The sequence below is a fragment of the Dokdonella sp. genome, assembly GCF_019634815.1.
Classification (GTDB): domain Bacteria; phylum Pseudomonadota; class Gammaproteobacteria; order Xanthomonadales; family Rhodanobacteraceae; genus Dokdonella_A.
Genome location: NZ_JAHCAP010000011.1, coordinates 43,030 through 62,204, shown reverse-complemented (window position 1 = coordinate 62,204; position 19,175 = coordinate 43,030). Strand labels below are relative to the sequence as shown.

General features: G+C 66.0%; 14 protein-coding genes and 1 riboswitch. Of the genes, 7 read left to right on the top strand and 7 right to left on the bottom strand.

Features of this window, described 5'->3' with window-relative positions; genetic code table 11:
* Nucleotides 1–151: 151 nt before the first annotated feature.
* From KF759_RS07500 to KF759_RS07480, 5 genes are read right to left on the bottom strand one after another with little or no spacing between them, the layout of a single operon-like run.
* Complete coding sequence (locus KF759_RS07500) at nucleotides 152–334, bottom strand: hypothetical protein (RefSeq protein WP_291224140.1); 183 nt, start codon at nucleotides 332–334, stop codon at nucleotides 152–154.
* Nucleotides 335–379: 45 nt separating this feature from the next.
* Entirely contained in the window at nucleotides 380–718 is a 339-nt protein-coding gene (locus KF759_RS07495; RefSeq protein WP_291224138.1) for a DUF2149 domain-containing protein, read from the bottom strand.
* The gene (locus tag KF759_RS07490) at nucleotides 715–1,233 is read right to left on the bottom strand and encodes a MotA/TolQ/ExbB proton channel family protein (protein WP_291224136.1); all 519 of its coding nucleotides are present in this window, start codon (nucleotides 1,231–1,233) and stop codon (nucleotides 715–717) included. Before KF759_RS07490 ends, KF759_RS07495 begins: the two co-directional genes overlap by 4 nt.
* 18 nt (nucleotides 1,234–1,251) lie before the next feature.
* Nucleotides 1,252–5,181, bottom strand: a complete 3,930-nt coding sequence (gene cobN / locus KF759_RS07485; protein WP_291224134.1) for a cobaltochelatase subunit CobN — start codon at nucleotides 5,179–5,181, stop codon at nucleotides 1,252–1,254.
* A gap of 13 nt (nucleotides 5,182–5,194) precedes the next feature.
* Nucleotides 5,195–7,090: a TonB-dependent receptor gene (locus KF759_RS07480; RefSeq protein WP_291224132.1), complete on the bottom strand. Its 1,896-nt coding sequence runs from the start codon at nucleotides 7,088–7,090 to the stop codon at nucleotides 5,195–5,197.
* 229 nt (nucleotides 7,091–7,319) lie between these two features.
* Here KF759_RS07480 and KF759_RS07475 point away from each other — a divergent pair, with 229 nt between their 5' ends.
* A complete protein-coding gene (locus KF759_RS07475) occupies nucleotides 7,320–8,237 on the top strand; it encodes an AraC family transcriptional regulator (protein WP_291224130.1) in 918 nt (305 codons plus the stop codon).
* Here KF759_RS07475 and KF759_RS07470 read toward each other — a convergent pair.
* Entirely contained in the window at nucleotides 8,215–9,873 is a 1,659-nt protein-coding gene (locus KF759_RS07470) for an acetolactate synthase large subunit (protein ID WP_291224128.1), read from the bottom strand. The two genes, KF759_RS07475 and KF759_RS07470, sit on opposite strands and share 23 nt — an antisense overlap.
* Complete coding sequence (locus tag KF759_RS07465; RefSeq protein WP_291224126.1) at nucleotides 9,870–11,486, bottom strand: FAD-dependent oxidoreductase; 1,617 nt, start codon at nucleotides 11,484–11,486, stop codon at nucleotides 9,870–9,872. Before KF759_RS07465 ends, KF759_RS07470 begins: the two co-directional genes overlap by 4 nt.
* Before the next feature lie 125 nt (nucleotides 11,487–11,611).
* Between KF759_RS07465 and KF759_RS07460 the strand changes: the two genes are divergently transcribed.
* The 6 genes from KF759_RS07460 (at nucleotide 11,612) to KF759_RS07435 (ending at nucleotide 18,887) form a co-directional block, all read left to right on the top strand.
* Entirely contained in the window at nucleotides 11,612–12,733 is a 1,122-nt protein-coding gene (locus KF759_RS07460) for a phosphotransferase (RefSeq protein WP_291224124.1), read from the top strand.
* Nucleotides 12,734–12,775: 42 nt separating this feature from the next.
* Nucleotides 12,776–12,871: riboswitch (TPP riboswitch) on the top strand.
* A gap of 61 nt (nucleotides 12,872–12,932) precedes the next feature.
* Complete coding sequence (locus KF759_RS07455) at nucleotides 12,933–15,092, top strand: TonB-dependent siderophore receptor (RefSeq protein WP_345777428.1); 2,160 nt, start codon at nucleotides 12,933–12,935, stop codon at nucleotides 15,090–15,092.
* Nucleotides 15,092–15,661, top strand: a complete 570-nt coding sequence (gene pnuC / locus KF759_RS07450; protein ID WP_291224121.1) for a nicotinamide riboside transporter PnuC — start codon at nucleotides 15,092–15,094, stop codon at nucleotides 15,659–15,661. Before KF759_RS07455 ends, pnuC begins: the two co-directional genes overlap by 1 nt.
* A 288-nt stretch (nucleotides 15,662–15,949) precedes the next feature.
* Complete coding sequence (azu, locus tag KF759_RS07445) at nucleotides 15,950–16,396, top strand: azurin (RefSeq protein WP_291224120.1); 447 nt, start codon at nucleotides 15,950–15,952, stop codon at nucleotides 16,394–16,396.
* Nucleotides 16,397–16,492: 96 nt separating this feature from the next.
* Nucleotides 16,493–16,729, top strand: coding sequence for a hypothetical protein (locus KF759_RS07440; protein WP_291224118.1), 237 nt, complete (start codon nucleotides 16,493–16,495; stop codon nucleotides 16,727–16,729).
* Nucleotides 16,730–16,886: 157 nt separating this feature from the next.
* Nucleotides 16,887–18,887, top strand: a complete 2,001-nt coding sequence (locus KF759_RS07435; RefSeq protein ID WP_291224116.1) for a hypothetical protein — start codon at nucleotides 16,887–16,889, stop codon at nucleotides 18,885–18,887.
* The last annotated feature ends 288 nt before the right edge of the window (nucleotides 18,888–19,175 follow it).

The window sequence follows — 19,175 nt, the reverse complement described above, 5'->3', positions numbered from 1 at the left end:
ATCTGGCGCCTCGGGATCACGGGTATGGGTCCGCTGCAGGAGGTATCCGCGGCGACACGGAACCCATCGAGCCGGGGGCGTGAGTGATGTGATCCCGATGGCCTGACCGCCGGGCCTTCCGGCCTGGCATCGCTTGCCGCGATGGCCGTGTTCAGGCGGCCAACAGGCCGGCGACGAAGATCGAGGCGAACAGGAAGAAGACGGCATAGCCGATCACCGTCGCGATGACGCCGATCAGCAGGCCCTTGAGGAAGCTCGTGTCGAGGATCCAGGCATAGACCAGGGCACCGATCACGACCGCCGCCAGTATCGAAAGCGTCGGCGAGGGCAGCATGCCCTGCCGACTGCCGACCGGAGGTCGGCAGGAATGCGTCCTGGTTCAGGGCTTGCTTGCCGTCGCTTTCGTCGTTGCCGCTTCCGGCACGTAAACCACGCTGCCATCCTTCATGCGCCAGGCGACACCGGCCTTGGTGCCTTCACCCTGACCGCTCTGGCCATTGGCACGGAAGCGTTCGATCTTCTCGCCTTGCTTGACCAGCATCTCCATGTTGGCCTGGCCGGCATCCGTCACGATGGTGACGTTGTCGGCCTGCATCATTTTCAGGATCGGGTTCTTCGCCACGGTGATCAGCAGGGCGGCGATCACCACCAGGAACACGTCGATCAGGTTGACCACGGAGAGGATCGGATCGTCGGCTTCATCGTCGAGGAACTTCATGCTGCTTCCCTTGTTTCGCGCGGCTGACGTGCGAGACGATTGCCGGCAAGCCACACCAATTCCTCGGCCAGCCAGCGGCGCCGCACCGAAACGATCCAGAACGTGATCGCGGCAGTGATGAGCGCAAGAATGACCGCCGAAAACGCGATGGCGAGATTGTCGGCGACAGCATCCATCTGGCCGCCCGCGAGCGCCTTGAGCGCGGGCCCCATCGGGATCATGGTGGCGACGAGGCCGAGCATCGGTGCGGTGCGGGTGGCGATGCGCGGCAGTTCCAGCATGCGGTGGGCGACCACTTCGCGCTCGCTTTCACTCGCCTGCGGGTGTCGCGCGGCCCATTGCAGCAGGGCGTAGCCGGGGCAGGCGCCGGGCGGACGGCGGCGTTGCCAGCGCAAGGCGGCAAATTCGCCGAGCGCAAACAGCGCGTACACGAACAAGGCCGCGATCGCGACCAGGGAGATCGGCAGGAAGATCTGGCCGACTTGGTACATCAGGGTTTCGAGGAGCTGGCTCATGACGGGTCCTTGAACGATTCAGGCGACGTGGCGACGCAGGGATTGGCGCGCCATGCCGGCAACGATGACGAGGGTGATGACTGCGGGGATCCACGGCGGGCGCGGATCGTGCGGAGCGTCGGCATTGGCTGCTTGCTTCTCGAGCTTGATGCCTTCCACCTGTTGCATCGGTGCTTGGCTTGGCGCGGCCTGCGCAGCGCTGGCTATCGCCGCGCCGCTCGGAGTGAACTCGGCGAGCTCGCCACTGGCGAGGTATTTGAGGAAGGCCTGATTGTCGGTCTTCACGTCGAACCGCTGCGCCAGATCCTGATAGCGCGCCTTGAGTTCCTTGACGGTGGCTTCGGATGCCTGCCAATAGCCCTTGCGGGCGGCTTCAAGCATGCGTTCGATGATCTGAGCCTGGGCGTGCGGATTGTCCTTCTCGAACCATTGCCTGATGCCGAGTTGAAACTTGTCGCGCACGTAGACGTTGACCATTTCCTCCCACTGGTCGTCACGCACCACCGCATCCGAGACTGCGGTCCAGCCCCACAGGTTGTTGGTGGATTCGAGCACGCTCAAGGTGCCGGCATAGCCTTCGGCCATCAGCGCCTTGATGTAACCGGGATGGAACTCGCGCGTGCTCAGTTCCTTGGCCAGGAAGCCGGCAGCGGACTCGACCTTGCCGGCACCCCCGCCACGCAGGTTGGAGATGTAGAGCTTGGGCTCCTTGCCGTCGAGAGCGCGTACCGCCAGACCGATGCCGCCCAGATATTGAAACGGATCATCCGTGGTCAGCATGCCGTAGGTGTTGGAGGTGCGCGACAACACCGCGCCCTCGGTTCCCTTGAGCTGGCTTGCATACAGATTGAGAGTGCTGTTGCCGCCGACGCCGCGCTCGCCCCAGCGCGTCATGTCGGGTCCGTAGGCGTACTGCATCTTGTCCAGATACAGAGCAGCGAGTTTCTTGTCGCCCTCGGCCTTGCCGCCCCAGGTATCGCTGGCTGCGGTGGCGTCATCGAGGCCGGTGCCGTAGCGACCCGATGCCGAGGAGAATATGCGTGTTTGCGCCGCGTTTGCCGCTGCCGCGGCATCGATGCCCTGGGAAACCAGATCGGCCTGGATGCGCTGCGCATTGAGCGCAACCGCGTTGTCGTCTTCCTTGGCTTGGGCTGCCAACTCCACGGCGCGTGCAAGCTGCTTGATCGCATTCGGGAACTGGTCGCGGTAAAGGCCGGTGATCGACAGCACCACGTCGACGCGCGCACGTCCCAGGGTCTTGCGATCGACGAGCTTCACGTCCTCGACGCGACCGCCCTTGTCCCACACCGGTTCGACACCGAGCAACCACAGTGCCTGTGCTTCGAGCAGGCCCTGATGGCGCATGGTTTCGACCGACCACAGGCTGAAGGTGATTTTTCCGGGTGTCTTGCCTGATTCCTTGCGATGGGCTTCGAGCAGGGCCTCGGCGGCCTGCTTGCCGGCTTCCCATGCTTGCCTGGTCGGGACATGCGACGGATCGAAGGGATAGAGATTGCGTCCGGTCGGGTAGGCGTCGGGCTGCTTGATCGGATCGCCACCATAGGAAGTCGGAATGTGCCTGCCAGCGAGCGCGCGCAGCAAGGCGGGCTGTTCGTTGCCTGCGCCGATGGATGCGTACAGGCCGCGCGCACGATCGAGTTCGGCGGCCAGTTCCTTGTCGATGCCCGCGGGCGGCTTGCCGTCGACCAGCGTTGCCTGCAGCAGGCGATACGGTGGCGACTGCACGAGTTTGTCGTAGTCGATGGCGAGCGTTTCGTCGAGCTGGCCGGCACTGGCGCCGGCCTGACGCGCGGCTGCGTCGATGTAGGGCTTGCCCAGCATCAGCAGCACGGTGGCCAGGCGGTGTTCGGTCTCCGGCGCGCTGCCGAAACTGTGCAGACCCAAGGGCTGCGCCGTCTGTGCGAGCTCGTGCAGATGGGCATGGAGAACGTCGATGAAGGCAGGGAATTCGCTGCCGGCGCGCTGCTGGCTCCAACCCAGATCGGTGGCGATGTGGGCGCTGGCGACCTTGCGCAAGAGATCGGCCTTGATCTGCTCGCGCACGCTGCCGTCGATCTGACCCTGCCACTGATGCAGCAGGTCATGCATTTGCGTCAGCTCGTCGTGCAGTCCGGCCGGCCGGAACGGCGGGGTCTGGTGACTGATGATCACGGCGCGGCCGCGGCGGCGCGCTTGCAGGGCTTCGCCGATGTTGTCGGCGATATACGGATAGATCACCGGCACGTTGCCGACCGCGAGCATCGGATCATCATCCATCGCAAGGCCACGCTCCTTGCCTGGCAGCCACTCCTGCGTGCCGTGGGTGCCGAAGTGGACGAAGGCATCAGAATGCGTGCGCGCCCACAGATAGGCGGCCAGATAGAAATGATCCGGTGCGGCGCTGGTCGAGTGATAGATCGCCTTTTCCTTGTCGTCGATCGCGCCCGAGCGTGGCGGCTGTGGCAGCAAGACGACCTTGCCCAGCGCCAGTCGCGGAATCACGAAATGGGCGTCCTTGCCCGTCCCGAGCAACATCGGTGATGCGGCCGGATCACCACTGTCCTTGAGCAGCCGCTCGCGCGTGGCCTGCGGCAGTGTGTCCAGCCATTGGCGATAGGCCGACAGCGGCAGCTGCGCGGCGAGATCATCCTTGAGCAAGCCCTCGAGCTTGCCCTTGCGGTAGTACGGTTCGAGCAGGCGCTGCAGGCGCGGCAACAATTCCTTTTCGTCGAGGCTGCGCGTGTCATAGCCGGCGGATTCGAGCGCAGCGAGCGTGGTGGCCAGGCTCGCCGGCAAGTTGAGGAAAGAGGCCGCGAGGTTCTTTTCTCCGCTCGGATAGTTCCAGAAGAACATCGTCACGCGCTTGTCGTGCGGGCTCTTGCGCTGCAGGGCAACGAGGTTCATCGCCTTGGTGACGACCGCATCGAGCTGGGCATCGATCGGCTGCAGCTGATCGCTGGCCGCGTCCATTGCCGAGGCGACCTGGATGTCGAAGATGCCGGCATATTCGGCCTGCGCCATGTAGAAGGGCACGTCCATTACATTCACGCCGTGGGGGTCGGCACGCCAAGCCGCTTCATCGCCGCGCCGATAGGGCATGGCCTGAATCACCGGCACGCCGAGTTTTTCCATTTCCGCGCGCGGCCCGTCGGGGCCGAGCATGATGCGCGTGCTGATGACGGCATCGACCAGCGGCTTTCCCTGCGGTGCCAGCACGCGGCTCATCGCGCCTTTTTCCATTGCCGGATAGAACACCGCCATCGGTACTGCCCCTGCGCGTGCGACCCGTTCGATCAGGGCATCGATCAAGGCGCTTTGCAGGGATGCAATGGCCTGCTCGTGAAACGCGATTGCAATCACCGGCTTGCCGACATCGGCGGCCGTGCGCTTCCAGTCCAGATAGGCCTGCGGATCGGCGAACACCTGCGGTGCGGCAGGGTCGTAGATGCCGGCTTCCGGCACCAGGATCGGGTCCGGGATCGCCGCCGTAGATTTGCCCTCGAGCGTTGCCGCGAGCGTGGCGAAGAAGTGATCGAAGTTCTTGCGGCCGCCATTGGAGTAGTAGCTGGCCAGGCGGTCGATCACGGCCTTTGGCATGCCACTGCCGTCGGGCTTCTTGTCCCACACGAAGACGACCGGCGCGCTGGTCGCGGCCAGCGCCTTGCCGAGCTTGGCGCGCACGGCGTCGACCAGATAGCTGTCGATCAGCACCACATCGCGCCCGGCAAGGACCTCGGCGCCGGCGTCGGCCGGGATCTTGTCCAGATACAGGGCCTCGACATCAAACCCATGCGACTTGGCGATTTCGGCCAGTACCTTGAACTTGCCTTGCGGCACGTTGCTGGTGGCGATGAACAATGCCGAACGCGCCAGCGCATTGCCGCATGGGATCAGCAGCATCAACGACAGGAGGCAGGCGCGGGCGGCACGAAGGCAACTGAGCTTCACGGGCGTGTCCCTCTCAGAAGCGGTAGCGGACATTGGCCGAGATCGTGCGGCCGCGTTCGGCGTAACCGAACAGGGGGGATTCATCGGCCAGACGCAGGTTGCCGAGGTTCTCCACGGCAAGCTGCAAGTCCACGTGCGTGCCAATCGCCTTGCTCACGCGCAGGTTCCACAGGCGGTAAGCAGGGAGATTGCCCTGCGCCGAATACTGGCGTCCGACGTGTTGCACGCCCACGCGCGCGCTCCAGCCATCGGCGCCGTTCCAGTCGAGGTGCGAGGTGCCGCTCAGGCGCGGGCGGTACTCCAGCTCCTTGCCGCTGTTGCCGTCCTTGCTGTCCAGCCAGGCCAGACTCGTTTGCCACGACCAGCCGGCAGCAAGGTCCCAGGCGAAGCCGGTTTCGATGCCGTTGATGCGCGCTTCGTCGACGTTGTCGTATTGGTAGACGTGCCGCGGGCCTTCAACGCGCAGCAAGCGATAGGTGATGAGGTCTTCCACCGAGCTGTGGAATGCAGCGGCCTGCAGGGTGAACGGACCTTTTTGCCAGTTGGCGGAGAGCTCGAAGGAATCCAGGGTTTCCGGGCGGATATGGGCATTGCCCAGAAAAGTGTGCGGACCTTCGGCGCCGACATAGTTCGGCGAGATCTGCTTGAGCGTGGGCGCCTTGAACGCATGCCCGTAGCCGCCCTTGATCACCAGTTCCGGGGTGGCCTCCCAGACCAGATAGGCACGCGGGCTCAATTCGTGGCCGAACAGTTCGTGCTGGTCGTAGCGCAGGCCGGCGGTCAGGTGCAGGGCGTGGCCAAAGCTGGTTTCGTCCTGGACGAACAGCGCCTTGTGGTCGGCGGCGTCGTGACCGTTGAGCAGGCCGGCGTTGCTGAGTTCCTCGCGGCGTGCCTCACCACCGAAGGTGAGGGTTTGCTGGCCGAAGTCGGAAACCACAAAGCCATCGAGCACCTTGTCGGCCAAGGCCTGCGCACGCGTCGGTGCGACGCCTGCGGTACGGTGGTTGATGATGCTGGTCTCGCCGGAATATGCACGCAGTTGTCCGCGCCAGCCGGCGAAATCCGCACGCCAGGCCAGGTCGCTCTGGTGCCGACGAATGTCGTAGGTGTTGACGTACGAGGTGCCGGTGCGCGAGACGTCGTCGTAGAAGCGCTGCTCGTAGCCCTGGAACTGGTTGAACTCCAGTTTGTGGTGCTCGCCCAGTCCAAGCGTGGCGCCAAGGGTGCCCGCATGTGTGCGGTTGCCTTCGAGTTCCGCGTAGCGTGGATCGTCGCGGTCGGCCACTTGCGGGGTGTAGCCACTGATGCCGCTCAGGCGCACATCGAGCTGATCGCCCAGCGGGCCCGCGGCATACACCGAGCCCGCACCCTGACGATGGCCGTCATTGTCGGCGCTGCTCGCACCACGCAAGTTCAACTCGCCTTGCCAGTGGTCGCCCGGGCGCCGCGTGATGAGGTTGATCACTCCGCCGAGCGCTTCCGAGCCATACAAGGTGGACATCGGACCGCGGATGACTTCGATGCGTTCGACTGCGGCCATCGGCAACCAACCATATTGATAGTCGGAATGACCCACGACATCGTCGGTGGCGACGATGCGCCTGCCATCGACCAGGGTCAGCACGTGGCGGCCCTCCAGTCCGCGCAGGGACAAGGTCTTGCGGCCGCCAACCTGGCGTGGCGACAGAGTCACCCCGGGCACCTCGCGCACGGCTTCGAGCAGGTTCTGCGGATTGAGGGTGTCCAGCTCCTTGCGCTGCACGATCGTGGTCGAGGCGGGCGCGGTGCGCGTGTCCTGTTCCGACAGGGTGGCCGTGACCGTGACCGTGGCGAGTTCGGCCGATTCGCCGTTGGGATCGGCCTCCGCGTGGACGAACGCCGGCACAAGCGCCAGCTGGAGGGCAAGCACGATGGCCCTCGGCGGAGTCGAAAGCCTTGCCGGGGCAAGGGCACGGGTGCGGAACGAAGGCAGGAAGTCTGGTCGTGTCATGGGGGCTTGATCTATGGGATACTGATCGAAATGATAACGATTCGCATCCGCAACCGATTACCCGAAGATGCAAGCCCATTGCCCGAAAACGAAGGCCGCAGAGTCCGCCCGCAGGGAAATCCGCCGCCAATCGGGCGATTCCGATCGGGTGGATCCGACGACGCTCGATCGCGGTGGCCAGCTCTCGCACCGGCTTGCAAACGGGCTTTCCTGTGTCGTCGACTGCGGCGCGGTGCGCTGGCCCGAACCGGTTGAGCCAAGCCTGCATGTGCAGATCTGGTTGCGCGGGCATGCCACCCTGCGCGGCGCGGCATCGGCGCAGCGCATCAACCCGCATGGCTTTGTCCTGTGGCGGTTGGAGCCGGGTTGTCCATTGCCGACGATCGAAGCCAGTGCGTGTGCGAGGCATTTGGCGCTGAGCGTGAACTGCCCTCGCTTGCTGCAACTGGCCGGCGACGACGGCCGCCGCCTGCTAGAACGTCTCACGAGCGCTTCCGAGCCTTCGATGGGCTGCGCATCGAGCCAGCTCCTGCGCAGCGTCGCCGAGCTGCTCGAGACCTTGGCCGATGGCAGCAGCGGCAGCTTGTTGCGTGACGCCAAGTGCCTTGAGCTGCTGGCGCGACTGCTGCGCGCGCCAACCCAGTCACGTGCCCAGGCCCTGACACCGGCGCAGCGCGAGCGCGTACTCAAGGCGCATCAACTGCTGCTCGCAGATCTAAGCAGTCCAGCCGACGCAAGGGAGCTGGCGCGCAGCTGTGGCCTCAAGCCATTTCGGCTGAAACAGGGATTCCAGGAGCTCTACGGACAATCGATGCATCAGGTGTTCCAGACGGCTCGCATGCGCCATGCCTGGCAGTTGCTTGCCAGCGGAACGGCCAGCGTCGGTGATGCCGGACACGCGGTTGGCTATTCCAATCTCAGCCATTTCGGCACGGCGTTCCGCGCCCATTTCGGCGTGCAGCCGCGCGATCTCAAGCGGTGCGCAACACAAGGTCCGGACGCTGCACCGATCCGCGGCGGCGAAAGCAGGCACAGCCCTGCGCTCACGGCGCGATGCGCGCCTTGAGCGTACGCTGCAGCGAGCGCGGCAAGCGCGGCAGGCTGCGCAACAACCACGGCAGGAGCCTGCGTTTTGCCTTGCCCAGCGACTCGGGAACCATCGCCTCGATCAAATGCGGGCCCGGCGTCTCCAGCGCATAGCGCAGGGCCTTGATCAGGTCATCGGCGGTCTCGGCGCGTACGCCGTGCACGCCCATGCCCTGCGCGAGGCGCGCGAAATCCAGGCGCGGTTGGTCCAGATCCAGCTGCGCGCGCGCCTTGCCCCTTGCGGCCGCCGCGCCGACCCGATCGAGTTCGACATTGAGCACCGAATAGCTCGCGTTGTTGAACACGATCGCGGTGATGTCGAGTTGCTCGCGGGCCATCGTCCACAAGGACTGGATCGTATACATCGCCGCACCGTCGCCCACCAGCGCGAGCACGGGACGATCGGGGCAGGCGATCGCGGCGCCGATCGCGTTCGGCAACGCCTGACCGATCGCGCCGCCGGTGAGCGTGAGCAGGTCGTGGCGCGGCGCGCCAGCGGTCAGCACGCCGAGCATCAGTCCAGAGGTGATCGCTTCGTCGATGAGGATTGCGCGCTCGGGCAGCAGATGTCCGACGGCCTTGCACACCTTGGCGGCAGTCAAGCGACCGCGCGGCGCGGGTGGGCGCTGCGCGCCCTGCAAGGCCGGCGCCGACTCGCCCGCACCGAGCGCATCGACGAGTGCAGCCAGGCCCTGCACGGCATCCTGCGCCGGGCCGCACAGCGTGTGCACGATGCAGCCCTCGGGCAGCAGGTCACTGGGTCGGCCCGGATAGGCAAAGAAGGACACCGGCGATTTCGCATCCACCAGCACCAGATGTTGCACGCCGGCCAGTTGCACCTGAACCAGTTCGGCCAGATAGGCCAGTCGCTCGACGCGCGGCAAGCCGGCGCCGCGTTCCAGGCGCGTCGGGAAGGTTTCGGCGAGCAGCAGCACGCCGTGGCGCGCGGCCACGCGCGCAGCGGCGAGCAGGCCCGCCTCGCGCAGGGCGCCGCCGCCCAGCAGCAAGGCCGTGCGTGCACCGGAGGTGATGGCTTTGGCGATGCCCCGCACAGCCTCGCCATCTATGCCTGCCGGCGCCGCGGCTGCAGGTGTTGCGCAAGGCTGCGCGCCTTCGCTCCATGAGACATCGGCGGGCAGGATCAGGGTCGCGACCTGATGCGGCAGGCCACGCGCCGCGGCGATCGCATCGACCGCATCGCGGCACAGCTCGGCGCTGCTGCGCGAAGTGCGCACGAAGCCCGGCGAGACGTTGCGCGCGACGGTTTCGATGTCCGACTGCAGTTGCGCGTCGTAGCGCATGTGGGTGGTCGCGTGGTCGCCGACGATGTTGAGCAGGGGCACGCGTGCGCGCCGCGCATTGTGCAGGTTGGCCAGCGCATTTCCCAGGCCGCAACCCAGATGCAGCAAGGTCGCCGCAGGCTTGCCGCTCATCCGCGCGTAGCCGTCGGCGGCGCCACTGGCGACGCCCTCGAACAGCGTGAGCACGGCACGCATGCGCGGCTCATGGTCGAGTGCGGCGACGAAATGCATTTCGCTGGTGCCCGGATTGCTGAAGCAGACCTCGATGCCGGCATCGGCTAGGGTCTTGAGCAGGGCCTGTGCGCCAGTGGTCATCGTGATGCTCCGCAGATCGAGCGCGCGGCAGCGCGCGCGGTGAGGATGCAACCCGGCAGGAAGGTGCCTTCGAGTGAGCGCTTGCCGCAGGCACCGCCCCCGCCGAAACCCGCCGCCTCGCCGACGCAATACAGGCCATCGATCGGCGCATCCTTGCCGTCCAGCACGCGGCTGTCGAGATCGGTGCGCAGGCCGCCGAGGCTCTTGCGCGTGATGAGTTGGGTGTGGATCGCGATGAACGGGCCGGCACCACGTTGTTGCAGCGGAGCGGGCGCACAGGTACGCAGACGATCCGGGCCCCATTGCCGGGCGTGCAGGATGCGGCGGATCTGATCGTCGTTGGCCAGCTTGAGGCCGACGCCGAAATTCGCGTCAAAGGCATCGACGCTGGCCTGCAATTGCCCCGCATCGATGTCGTGCGATTCGGTGAGCGCATTCATCTTCTGCGCGAGCCCGGCAAGCGTGGCATCGACGAGCACATGCGGACTCTCGCGTTGCAACTGGTGCAGCAGGTCGCCGCGCCCGAGCAGGAGTTCGCGCAGGAAGCGCAGCATCTGCCGGTCGCGGATCGCCGGATTGTGCTCGGCGCCCGAGATCGCCAGTTCGCGCCGCGCGATGCGGCGGTTGAACAGTTGCCAGGTCCAGGGTTTGTCCTGCCCGGCAACGCGCTGGCACAGCCAGTGGGTGTCGAATCCGGTCACCAGCGGCTCGGGGCCGATGCGCCGGCCGCGATGATCCAGCCACAAGGCCGACTTGCACGGAATCAGCGACAGGCCGTGGCCTTCGAAGTGCGGAAACGGATGCGGTATGCCCGCGGCGTAATTCCACATCTCGCCGGCATGGTCGATGCGCGCGCCAAAGCCTTCGGCAGCCAGGTGATGCAAGCGGCCGTCGGCAAACGGATGCGCACCATTGAGCATCGCCGCCGGCAGCGGGCGGCTGCGCGGCCAGTTCGCGCGAACTTGCGCGTGGCTGCCGTTGATCCCGCCCATCGCAAGCACCACCGCCGCCGCGCGCAAGCCCACCTGCTCGCCGCTGACCTCGTCAACCGCGACAGCGCCATCGACGGTTCCGCCCGTCGCATCGAGCGTGAGCACGCGGTGGCGGTGCAGCAGGGTGAGCCGCGCGCTCCCCGCGGCCGCTCGCAGCGCCGCGAGCATGCGGCGCACGAGTTCGCGCGAAGTACCCCACAACACGTGGTAGCGCGGCAGGCTGTTGCCTTCCCCGAAGCGGCCGCGTTCCACCCAATTGACCGCAGGCAGAAACTTCAGACCCTGTTCGCGCAGCCAGTCGTGCACGTCGGGCCGTGAGCGCTCGACATAGTGCTGCGCCCACCGCAGCGGCCAGATGTCGTGCGGGCCGAGTTCGCCGAAACCGATCCAATCGCGCAGCGCGAGCTCGGGCGTGTCGTGGATCTTCGCGCGTGCCTGCAGCGGTGTGCCGACCAGGGCCATGCCGCCGAATGCCCACAAGGCGAGTCCGCCCAGACGCTCGGGCGTATCGCGGTCGACCAGCACCACCGATTTGCCCGCGCGCAACAGTTCGAGTGCGCAGACGATCCCGGCGAGGCCGCCGCCGATCACCAGCACATCCGCCGTCACCGTCTTGCCCATGCTCGAAGCCGGACCATCGCATGCAATTGCGCCGATGATACGCGCAGGCTCCACCCTTGCGGCGCACGCAGGCGACAGCAGGCCCGCCTCCGCGCCAGAATGCGCGACCTTGTTTGGAGATCTCGATGACGGATGGCGCGCACCGCGTGCATGGCCTCGCGGGGAAGGAGGTGGCACCGACCTGGCCGCCGCTCGGCGATGCCGAGCTGCACTTGCTGTTGCGCGCCTGGCCGCAACTGCACGGGCCGGTCACGATCCTCTGGCACAGCCCACGCCCGTTCTCGGTATCGGCGCGTGTGCGCTGCGGCAGCGATGAAGTGTTCGTCAAACGTCACCCGCTGCGCGTGCGCGATGCGATGACGCTCGGCGAGGAACAGGCATTCATCGCGCATCTGCGCAGCCACGGCCTGCCGGCTCCCGAGGTGCTGCTCGCCGCGGATGGCCGTGGCGCGATCGAGCAGGACGGTTTCGTCTACGAAATCCACGCGCTCGCCGCGGGCGAGGATCGCTATCGCGATTGTCCGTCGTGGACGCCGCTCACCGATCTGGAAGACGCGCATGCTGCGGGACGCATGCTTGCGCGCCTGCACAATGCCGCCGAAGACTTCGCGGCGCCGCCGCGCGCGGCCTGGTTGCTGGTCGCGCGCGACGAGGTGTTGCGCGCGGCCGATCCACTCGCGGCGATTGCGGCGATGGCGCCGATGCGGCCTGCGCTCGCCGATTTCCTGAGGCAGCGCGACTGGCGCAGCGCGCTCGCGCCGATCGTGGAGCGTCAGCAGCGCATCCAGCCGCTGCTCGCGCAGCAGAGGCGGCTGTGGACGCACAACGACTGGCACGCCTCGAACCTGTTCTGGCGTGGGGACGCGTTGAGTGCGGTGCTCGACTTCGGTCTTGCCGCACCGACCTTCGCGCTGTACGACCTCGCTACCGCGATCGAGCGCAATGCGATCGCCTGGTTGCAACTCGAACGCGGCGCGCAGGCAGTGCATGTGGCGACCGCACGCGCCCTGATCGACGGTTATTCGCAGCTGCGTGCGCTCGACGCTGCGCAGTGCCGTCTGCTCGCCGAACTGCTGCCGATCGTGCATGTGGATTTCGCGCTCTCGGAGATCGAATACTTCCACGGTGTCACCGCTTCGAGCGCCGATGCCGAGCTCGCCTGGCACACCTTCCTGCTCGGCCATGCGGCATGGTTCGACGGCGCGCCGGGACGCATGTTGTTCGAAGCGATCGCCGCCATCACGTGATGATGCGCTCGCGCCACGTACGGGCTTCGTGATCTAATGCGCGCCTTGAAGCGGGGGTGCCCGGCGTTGCCGGGCTGAGAGAGTCCCTTGGAACCTGATCCGGTTGATACCGGCGTAGGGAGCTTTGCTGGAGCAGTCGGTCCGTTCGCGGCAGGCTGCCCGCCGTCGCTTCGTCTTGAGCCACTGGACGAGAACGATGATGCGAACTCCGCTGCTTGCACTCCTGATTGCGCTGCTGCCGTCGCCGGCGCTGGCTGATGAGCCCGATGCGCCTGCGCGCAAGACGACCGAACTCGAGGCCGTGCGCGTCGAAGGCCATGCCGCGAAGAGCGACGAAGGCGCGGCGCTTGCGGGCTTTGGCAGTGGCGATGTGCACGCTGCGCCGGCGACGATCCGAACCATCACGCGCGAGCAGCTCGACGACCACCACATCCGCACCCTCAGTGAGCTCGCACACGAAGACGCGGCGCTCGGCGACAACTACGCGCCTGTCGGCTACTACCAAAACCTGTCGATTCGCGGTTTTCCACTCGATCTGGGTACCGGTTACCGCCTCAACAACATCCTCGTCAGTGGCGAGCAGATCCTCGCGCTCGAAGACAAGCAGGCGGTGCAGGTGCTCAAGGGGCTGGCCGGCATCGATGCCGGCGTGATCGAGCCCGGCGGCGTTGTCAATTTCGTGAGCAAGCGCCCAGCCGAGGTACGTGCGGCGACGATCGGTGTCGATTCGCACGGTTCAAGGCATGTCGCGGTCGATGCGGGGACCTGGCTCAGCGAAAGTTTCGGCTTGCGTTTCAACGCGGCCGGCGAGTCCTTGCGCAGCTTCGTCAAGGACGCCGATGGTCATCGCAACTTCTACGCACTTGCGGCCGATTGGCAGATTGCGCCGGGCGCCAAGCTCGAACTCGATGGCAACTACCAACGCAGCGCGCAACTGTCGGCGTCGGGTTACCAGCTGCTCGGTGGGGTTGTGGTGCCCGGTGAGATCGATCGCAGCATCCTGCTGGGTCATCAAGGCTGGCAGCGGCCGGTCGGCATCCACAGCGCCAACACCAGCGCACGCCTGTCGATCGATCTGGCGCAGGACTGGCAGCTGCGCCTGGCCGCGGGCCGAAGTCGCAGCGTGATCGATGACAACGTCGCCTTCGCCTATGGCTGCTACTACAGCGCCGCATGCGCCGATGGCTCCACGCCGGGCAACTACTTCGCGCCAGACGGCAACTACGATATCTACGACTACCGCAGTCCCGACGACACGCGCACCAGCGATCAGGCGCGCGCGACGCTCGCAGGCAGCTTCCGCAGCGGCGCGGTCGAGCACCAGCTCGATGTCTCCCTCGGCGCGTTCCATCGCAGCATCGAGCGTCATCGCAACGTCAACGAATACGTCGGCAGCGGCAACATCTTCGATGTCGTGGTGCCGCAGTTTCCGCCTTCGCCTGCGCAACCCGGCGTGCGCGTGCTGCGGCTGGACAGTTGGCAGCGCAACCTCTCGCTGCTGGATCGCATGAGCCTGGGCGAGCATTGGCAACTGCTGATCGGTGCGCAGCATGCGCGCATCGATGAGCGCGCCTGGAACAAGCGGGCCGAGCTCGAACGTGCGGCACGGCTGACCAAGACCCTGCCGCAGGCCGCGCTGTTGTGGCAGATGCAGCCCAGCCTGACGACGTATCTGAGCTACAGCGAAGGCCTGTCGCTGGGCAGGCAGGCGCCGTTCTGGACCAGCAACGACGGCGATTCGCTCGGCCCGCGTCATTCGCGCCAGCTCGAAGCCGGCGTCAAGTGGCGCACGAGCGATGCGCTCGATCTCAATGCGTCGCTGTTCCGCATCCGCCAACCCTGGCAGTTCGCACAACCGGACGCGTCGGCCGCAGGCTTCACCTTCGTCGAACGCGGCGAGGAAGACCGCAGCGGCATCGATCTGTCTGTCGATGGGCGGGTGAGTGAAAACATCGAGGTGCATGCCAGCGTGGTCTGGATCCGCGCGCGCGCGCGGCGCAGCGGGACACCCGCCTACGAGGGCCATCAGCTCGTCAACGTGCCGGCCTGGCGCAGCAGCGTTTACCTCGACTATCGCTTCAACGCCTTGCCGCAAACGATGCTCTATGGCGGCTGGCGCCACGCCGCGCCCAATCCGGCCACGCCCGACGGTCATGTGCGCGTGGATGCCTACGACGTGTTCGATCTCGGCCTGCGCCACACCAGCCAATGGCGCGAACACAAGCTCACCTGGCGCATCGGGATCGACAACGTGTTCAATCGCTTCTACTGGCGCGACACCGGCAGCAGCGAGGGCGACAGCTATTTGTTTCCGGGTGCGCCGCGCATCATGCATGCCTCGTTGAGCATGGATTGGTGATGAGCTGGATCGAACTTGCCGCCGCAGTACTGAGCGCGCTGGGCGTGTGGTTGACCGCGCTGCGCCAGCCGTGGTGCTGGCCGATCGGTCTGGTCTCTGTGCTGGTGTATGCGCTGGTGTTCGTCGATGCCAAGCTCTACTCGGATGCGCTGCTGCAAGGCGCGTTCGCAGTGATGATCGTCTACGGCTGGACGCGCTGGCTGCGTCATCTGGACGACGGCGGCCGAGTGCGCATTGCCAACTTGGTCGTGCCCGATGCCGCGCTGCATCTTGCACTGGGCGTCGTCGGCGCACTCGCGCTCGGCTATGCGATGCAGCGCTGGACCGATGCGTCCTTGCCGTGGCTCGATGCCGCGCTCGCTGCGTTCAGCCTGGTTGCGCAGTGGTGGCAGGCGCGGCGCCATGTCGCGGCGTGGCTGTTGTGGATCGTGGTCGACGTGATCTATGTCGGCATCTACGTCTACAAGGAATTGCTCATCACCGCAGTGCTGTATGCGGGATTTCTCGTGCTGGCCGCGCTCGGCCTGCGCGCATGGCGCAAGGCCGCGGCAGGCACCGAAGCGGCTTGAGTCGGGGCGACGCTGCCGTGCATCACCTGCAGCGTCGAAGCGGGCTGCGGTGTCTGCCTGCGGTGGAAACCAGCGAAGACCGTGCGAATCGTCGAACCCGGCCAGTCGCGGCAACTGCGCGCGGGAAACGATGATCCTTGCTTGTGGATGCGCCGCGGTCGGCTTGTCGTTCAGCGCGCGGACGTGCAGCGCGCATGGGCGCGTGACGGCTTTGACCGCGGTCAAGGCGTGTTCACGTGGATGAGAACACGATGCATTTCCCATTTCTCACAACCACGGAGTATTCCCATGCGCAGCCTGATTGCCGTTGCCTTGCTTGGCCTGTTTTCGTCGCCGCTGCTGGCGGCAGAATGTGCGCTCACCATCGAGGGCAATGACTCGATGCAGTTCAACCTCAAGACCATCACCGTGCCCAAGACCTGCAAGAGCTTTGCGGTCACGCTCAAGCACACCGGCAAGCTGCCGGTCACCGCGATGGGCCACAACTGGGTGCTGTCGACCGCTGCCGACGAGGCTGGCGTGGTTGCCGATGGCATGAAAGCCGGCGCGACCAATGGCTACGAAAAGCCCGGCGACACGCGCATCATCGCGCGCACCAAGTTGATCGGTGGCGGTGAATCCGATACTGCCAAGATCGACGTTGCCAAGCTCAAGGCCGGTGAATCCTATGCCTACTACTGCACCTTCCCCGGCCATGCCGCGCTGATGAAGGGCACGCTCAGCCTCGGCAACTGATCGGGCAATGCCGCGACCCGCGCCAATCGCGCGGGTCGTGTCGCGGCTCGCGTGATCGTCGACAATGCGTTGTTCACGATGAGCAGGCCGCCCGCGATGCGCAGTTTCACCGATTCCAACGATCAGCCCTGGCAGGCCGCGCTGCTCGATGCCTCCTATGGCCGCGTGATGCTCGTGTTCAGCCCCTTGCACAAGGGCGCGATCCGTCGCACCCCGCTGGCGGTGGAAAACATGGCCGAAGCGATCGGCCTGCTCGCCGCGCTCGATGAGGCGGGCTTGCGCGCACTGCTCGGGGAAGCGCAAGCCTGGGACCCGGCTGGCGACGAGAGCTGAGGACTCGGCCCTGCAAGCGGGGCAGGTGCCGACCGCGCCGCGACACCGTCATCCCATCGTGAACTGATCCGACCGCGCCCTCGCGAGCCTGGTCTAACGCATGTGTCGCACGACATGGGTGCAGCTGCCGGCCGCGCTGCAGCGCCAGTTTGCGCCTTTGGACGCGGGCGCCTGTCCGCGCCCCACATCGAAGGCGCATCGCTTGTTCATCACTTGGGCATCGAATCGGGACGCGCAGTGCATGACCCGCGCACGACGGCCCGCGCCTGTTTGCCGGAAGGTCGGGCAGGTCGGGAGCGATGTGGCAGCCAGCCCTTGCCCCGGCTTCATGGTGCTCATGGTCAGGGGTCGATGTCGGCGGGGAATGGCGGAAACGGGGAGGGAGCGTCGCAGGATGCGCTTCGCTGAACAAGGTGCCCGGCACTGGGAGTGCTTCTCGCAAGTTGTTGATGAGAAAGGAACACATGTCATGTCGAGAGAAAAATCCAAGGTGGCTCTGACCCTTGCGATTGCGGTCGCATGGGGAATGTTCGCAAACACCGGCCAGGCGGCTGCCTTTGGCGATGAGGCCGCTTCCGTGCCTTTGGCGGTGGATTCAGTGCAGTACATCGGGGATGGCCAGGGCTGGGCCAGCGATGGCCGCCATGTGCTGCTCACACGCGACCAAGGCAATTCCTGGGGCGACATCACCCCGGTCGGCTTGCGCGGCCCCATCGAGAAGATCCATTTCGTCAATGCCAAGGCCGGAGTGATGGTGAGCTCCGATGAGATGAAGGCCGGCGTGCTGCAGACCCAGACCACCGCCGATGGCGGTGCAAGCTGGTCGTCGCCGACGATGATTTCCCTGCCCGTCGGTGAGTCGGTGCCGCAAGTGCTGTCGCTGTCGTTCACCGACGCCAAGACCGGTTGGTTGATGGTGCAGTTGCCGACCAGCGTGGGGCCGGACCTGGTGTTCCTGTATCGGACCGGCAATGGCGGATCGGTCTGGCAGCAGTTGCCGCAGCTGCCCGCGGCGGGCGTCATCAACTTCACCTCGGCCAAGGACGGGCGCTTGAGCGCCGGTGACCGCCAGTGGCAGACCCACGACGGTGGCGAGAGCTGGCAGGCAGCGGGCAGCGCCGATGTCGAACTGGCGAACCTCGTGTCGGCGGCAGAAAGCGCATTGAGCGAAAAGCTCACGGCCGACGAGCAGGTCATCGACGTTCAGTACGATGACGCCAATCGCGTCTGGGCCGTGGTGCTGGGTGGCTTCTGCGAGACCGAGTCCAACTGCACGCAGTATTCGCGCCTGTGGGCGGTCGACAAGCAGGGCGTGGTGGGCGACATCACGCCGCAGGTGACGCGCGCGACGTTTGCAGGCCTCGATGGCGCCGATTATCTGGGCAAGGCGCCGATCTACGCGCCGAAGGCCCTGCCCGGTCTGGCAATGACCAGCGCGGTGATTCAGGCCCAGGTGGAGCCCCGAATCGGCCACAACCTGCCGCAACTTGCGTCGGATGTGAACGTCAGGATGATCCAGTCCGCGCTCACGGCGCACGGCATCTCCACGGCTGCCGATGGTCACTACGGCTACACAACCACCAACAACTATTCGACGTGGCAGCGCAGGCTTGGCTACAGCGGCATGGACGCCAACGGCATTCCCGGTCCGAGCTCCCTGGCTGCGCTGGGCCGGAATCGATTCGTGGTCACCAACAAGATCATTCTTGGCGGGACAACGACCGTGAATGGAAAGCGAGTCAGTATCCGCACCCGCAACATGTTGCTCGCGGCGCAGCGCCTGCTGGGTCGCACGCTGCGGGTGGTGCAGGGTGGCTATTGCGAACCCAACTGCGCGGCCTTGTCGGCAGGTACCCACAACTGGGGTGGCGCGGTCGACATCAGTGTCAGCGGGATGAGCTCGACAACCTATTGGAAAACCGTCAAGGCCCTGCGCCAGGTCGGCTTCGCCGCCTGGTATCGACCCAGAGCGCGTTGGGAGCCGCACATCCACGCGGTTGCCATTGGCGATACCGATGTTGCGCCCATTGCGCGCGACCAGATCGCCGATTACTGGGCCGGCAGGAATGGCCTGTCCGGGCACGCGGCTGACAACACGCCTTCGGCCTATCGCGTGCCGTTCACCTGGTGGGAGCGGTCTCCGTACTTCCGGCCGTAAGGCGCGACATTCGGCGAGTCTCCCATGCGCTTGAACTGAGCAGGGAGACTGGCTTGCACGGATAGGAATGTGGCCGGCCTGGCTTCGGCGAACCCGGGAGAATGGCAACCGCTGAACCGGGAGGCCTGCGCGGGAGCCGCGCGCTTTCGCGGGCGTCGGGCCAGCTTCGCAAGCGGCCCGGCGCCCTGCGGATGTCGGCGTGGCAGACAGGTCTCCCCGCGGGTCTGCCAATGCCATGCTGCTGCGGAGGAAGGTGGATGAATGACTCATCCTCGGCTGTCGGGAAGG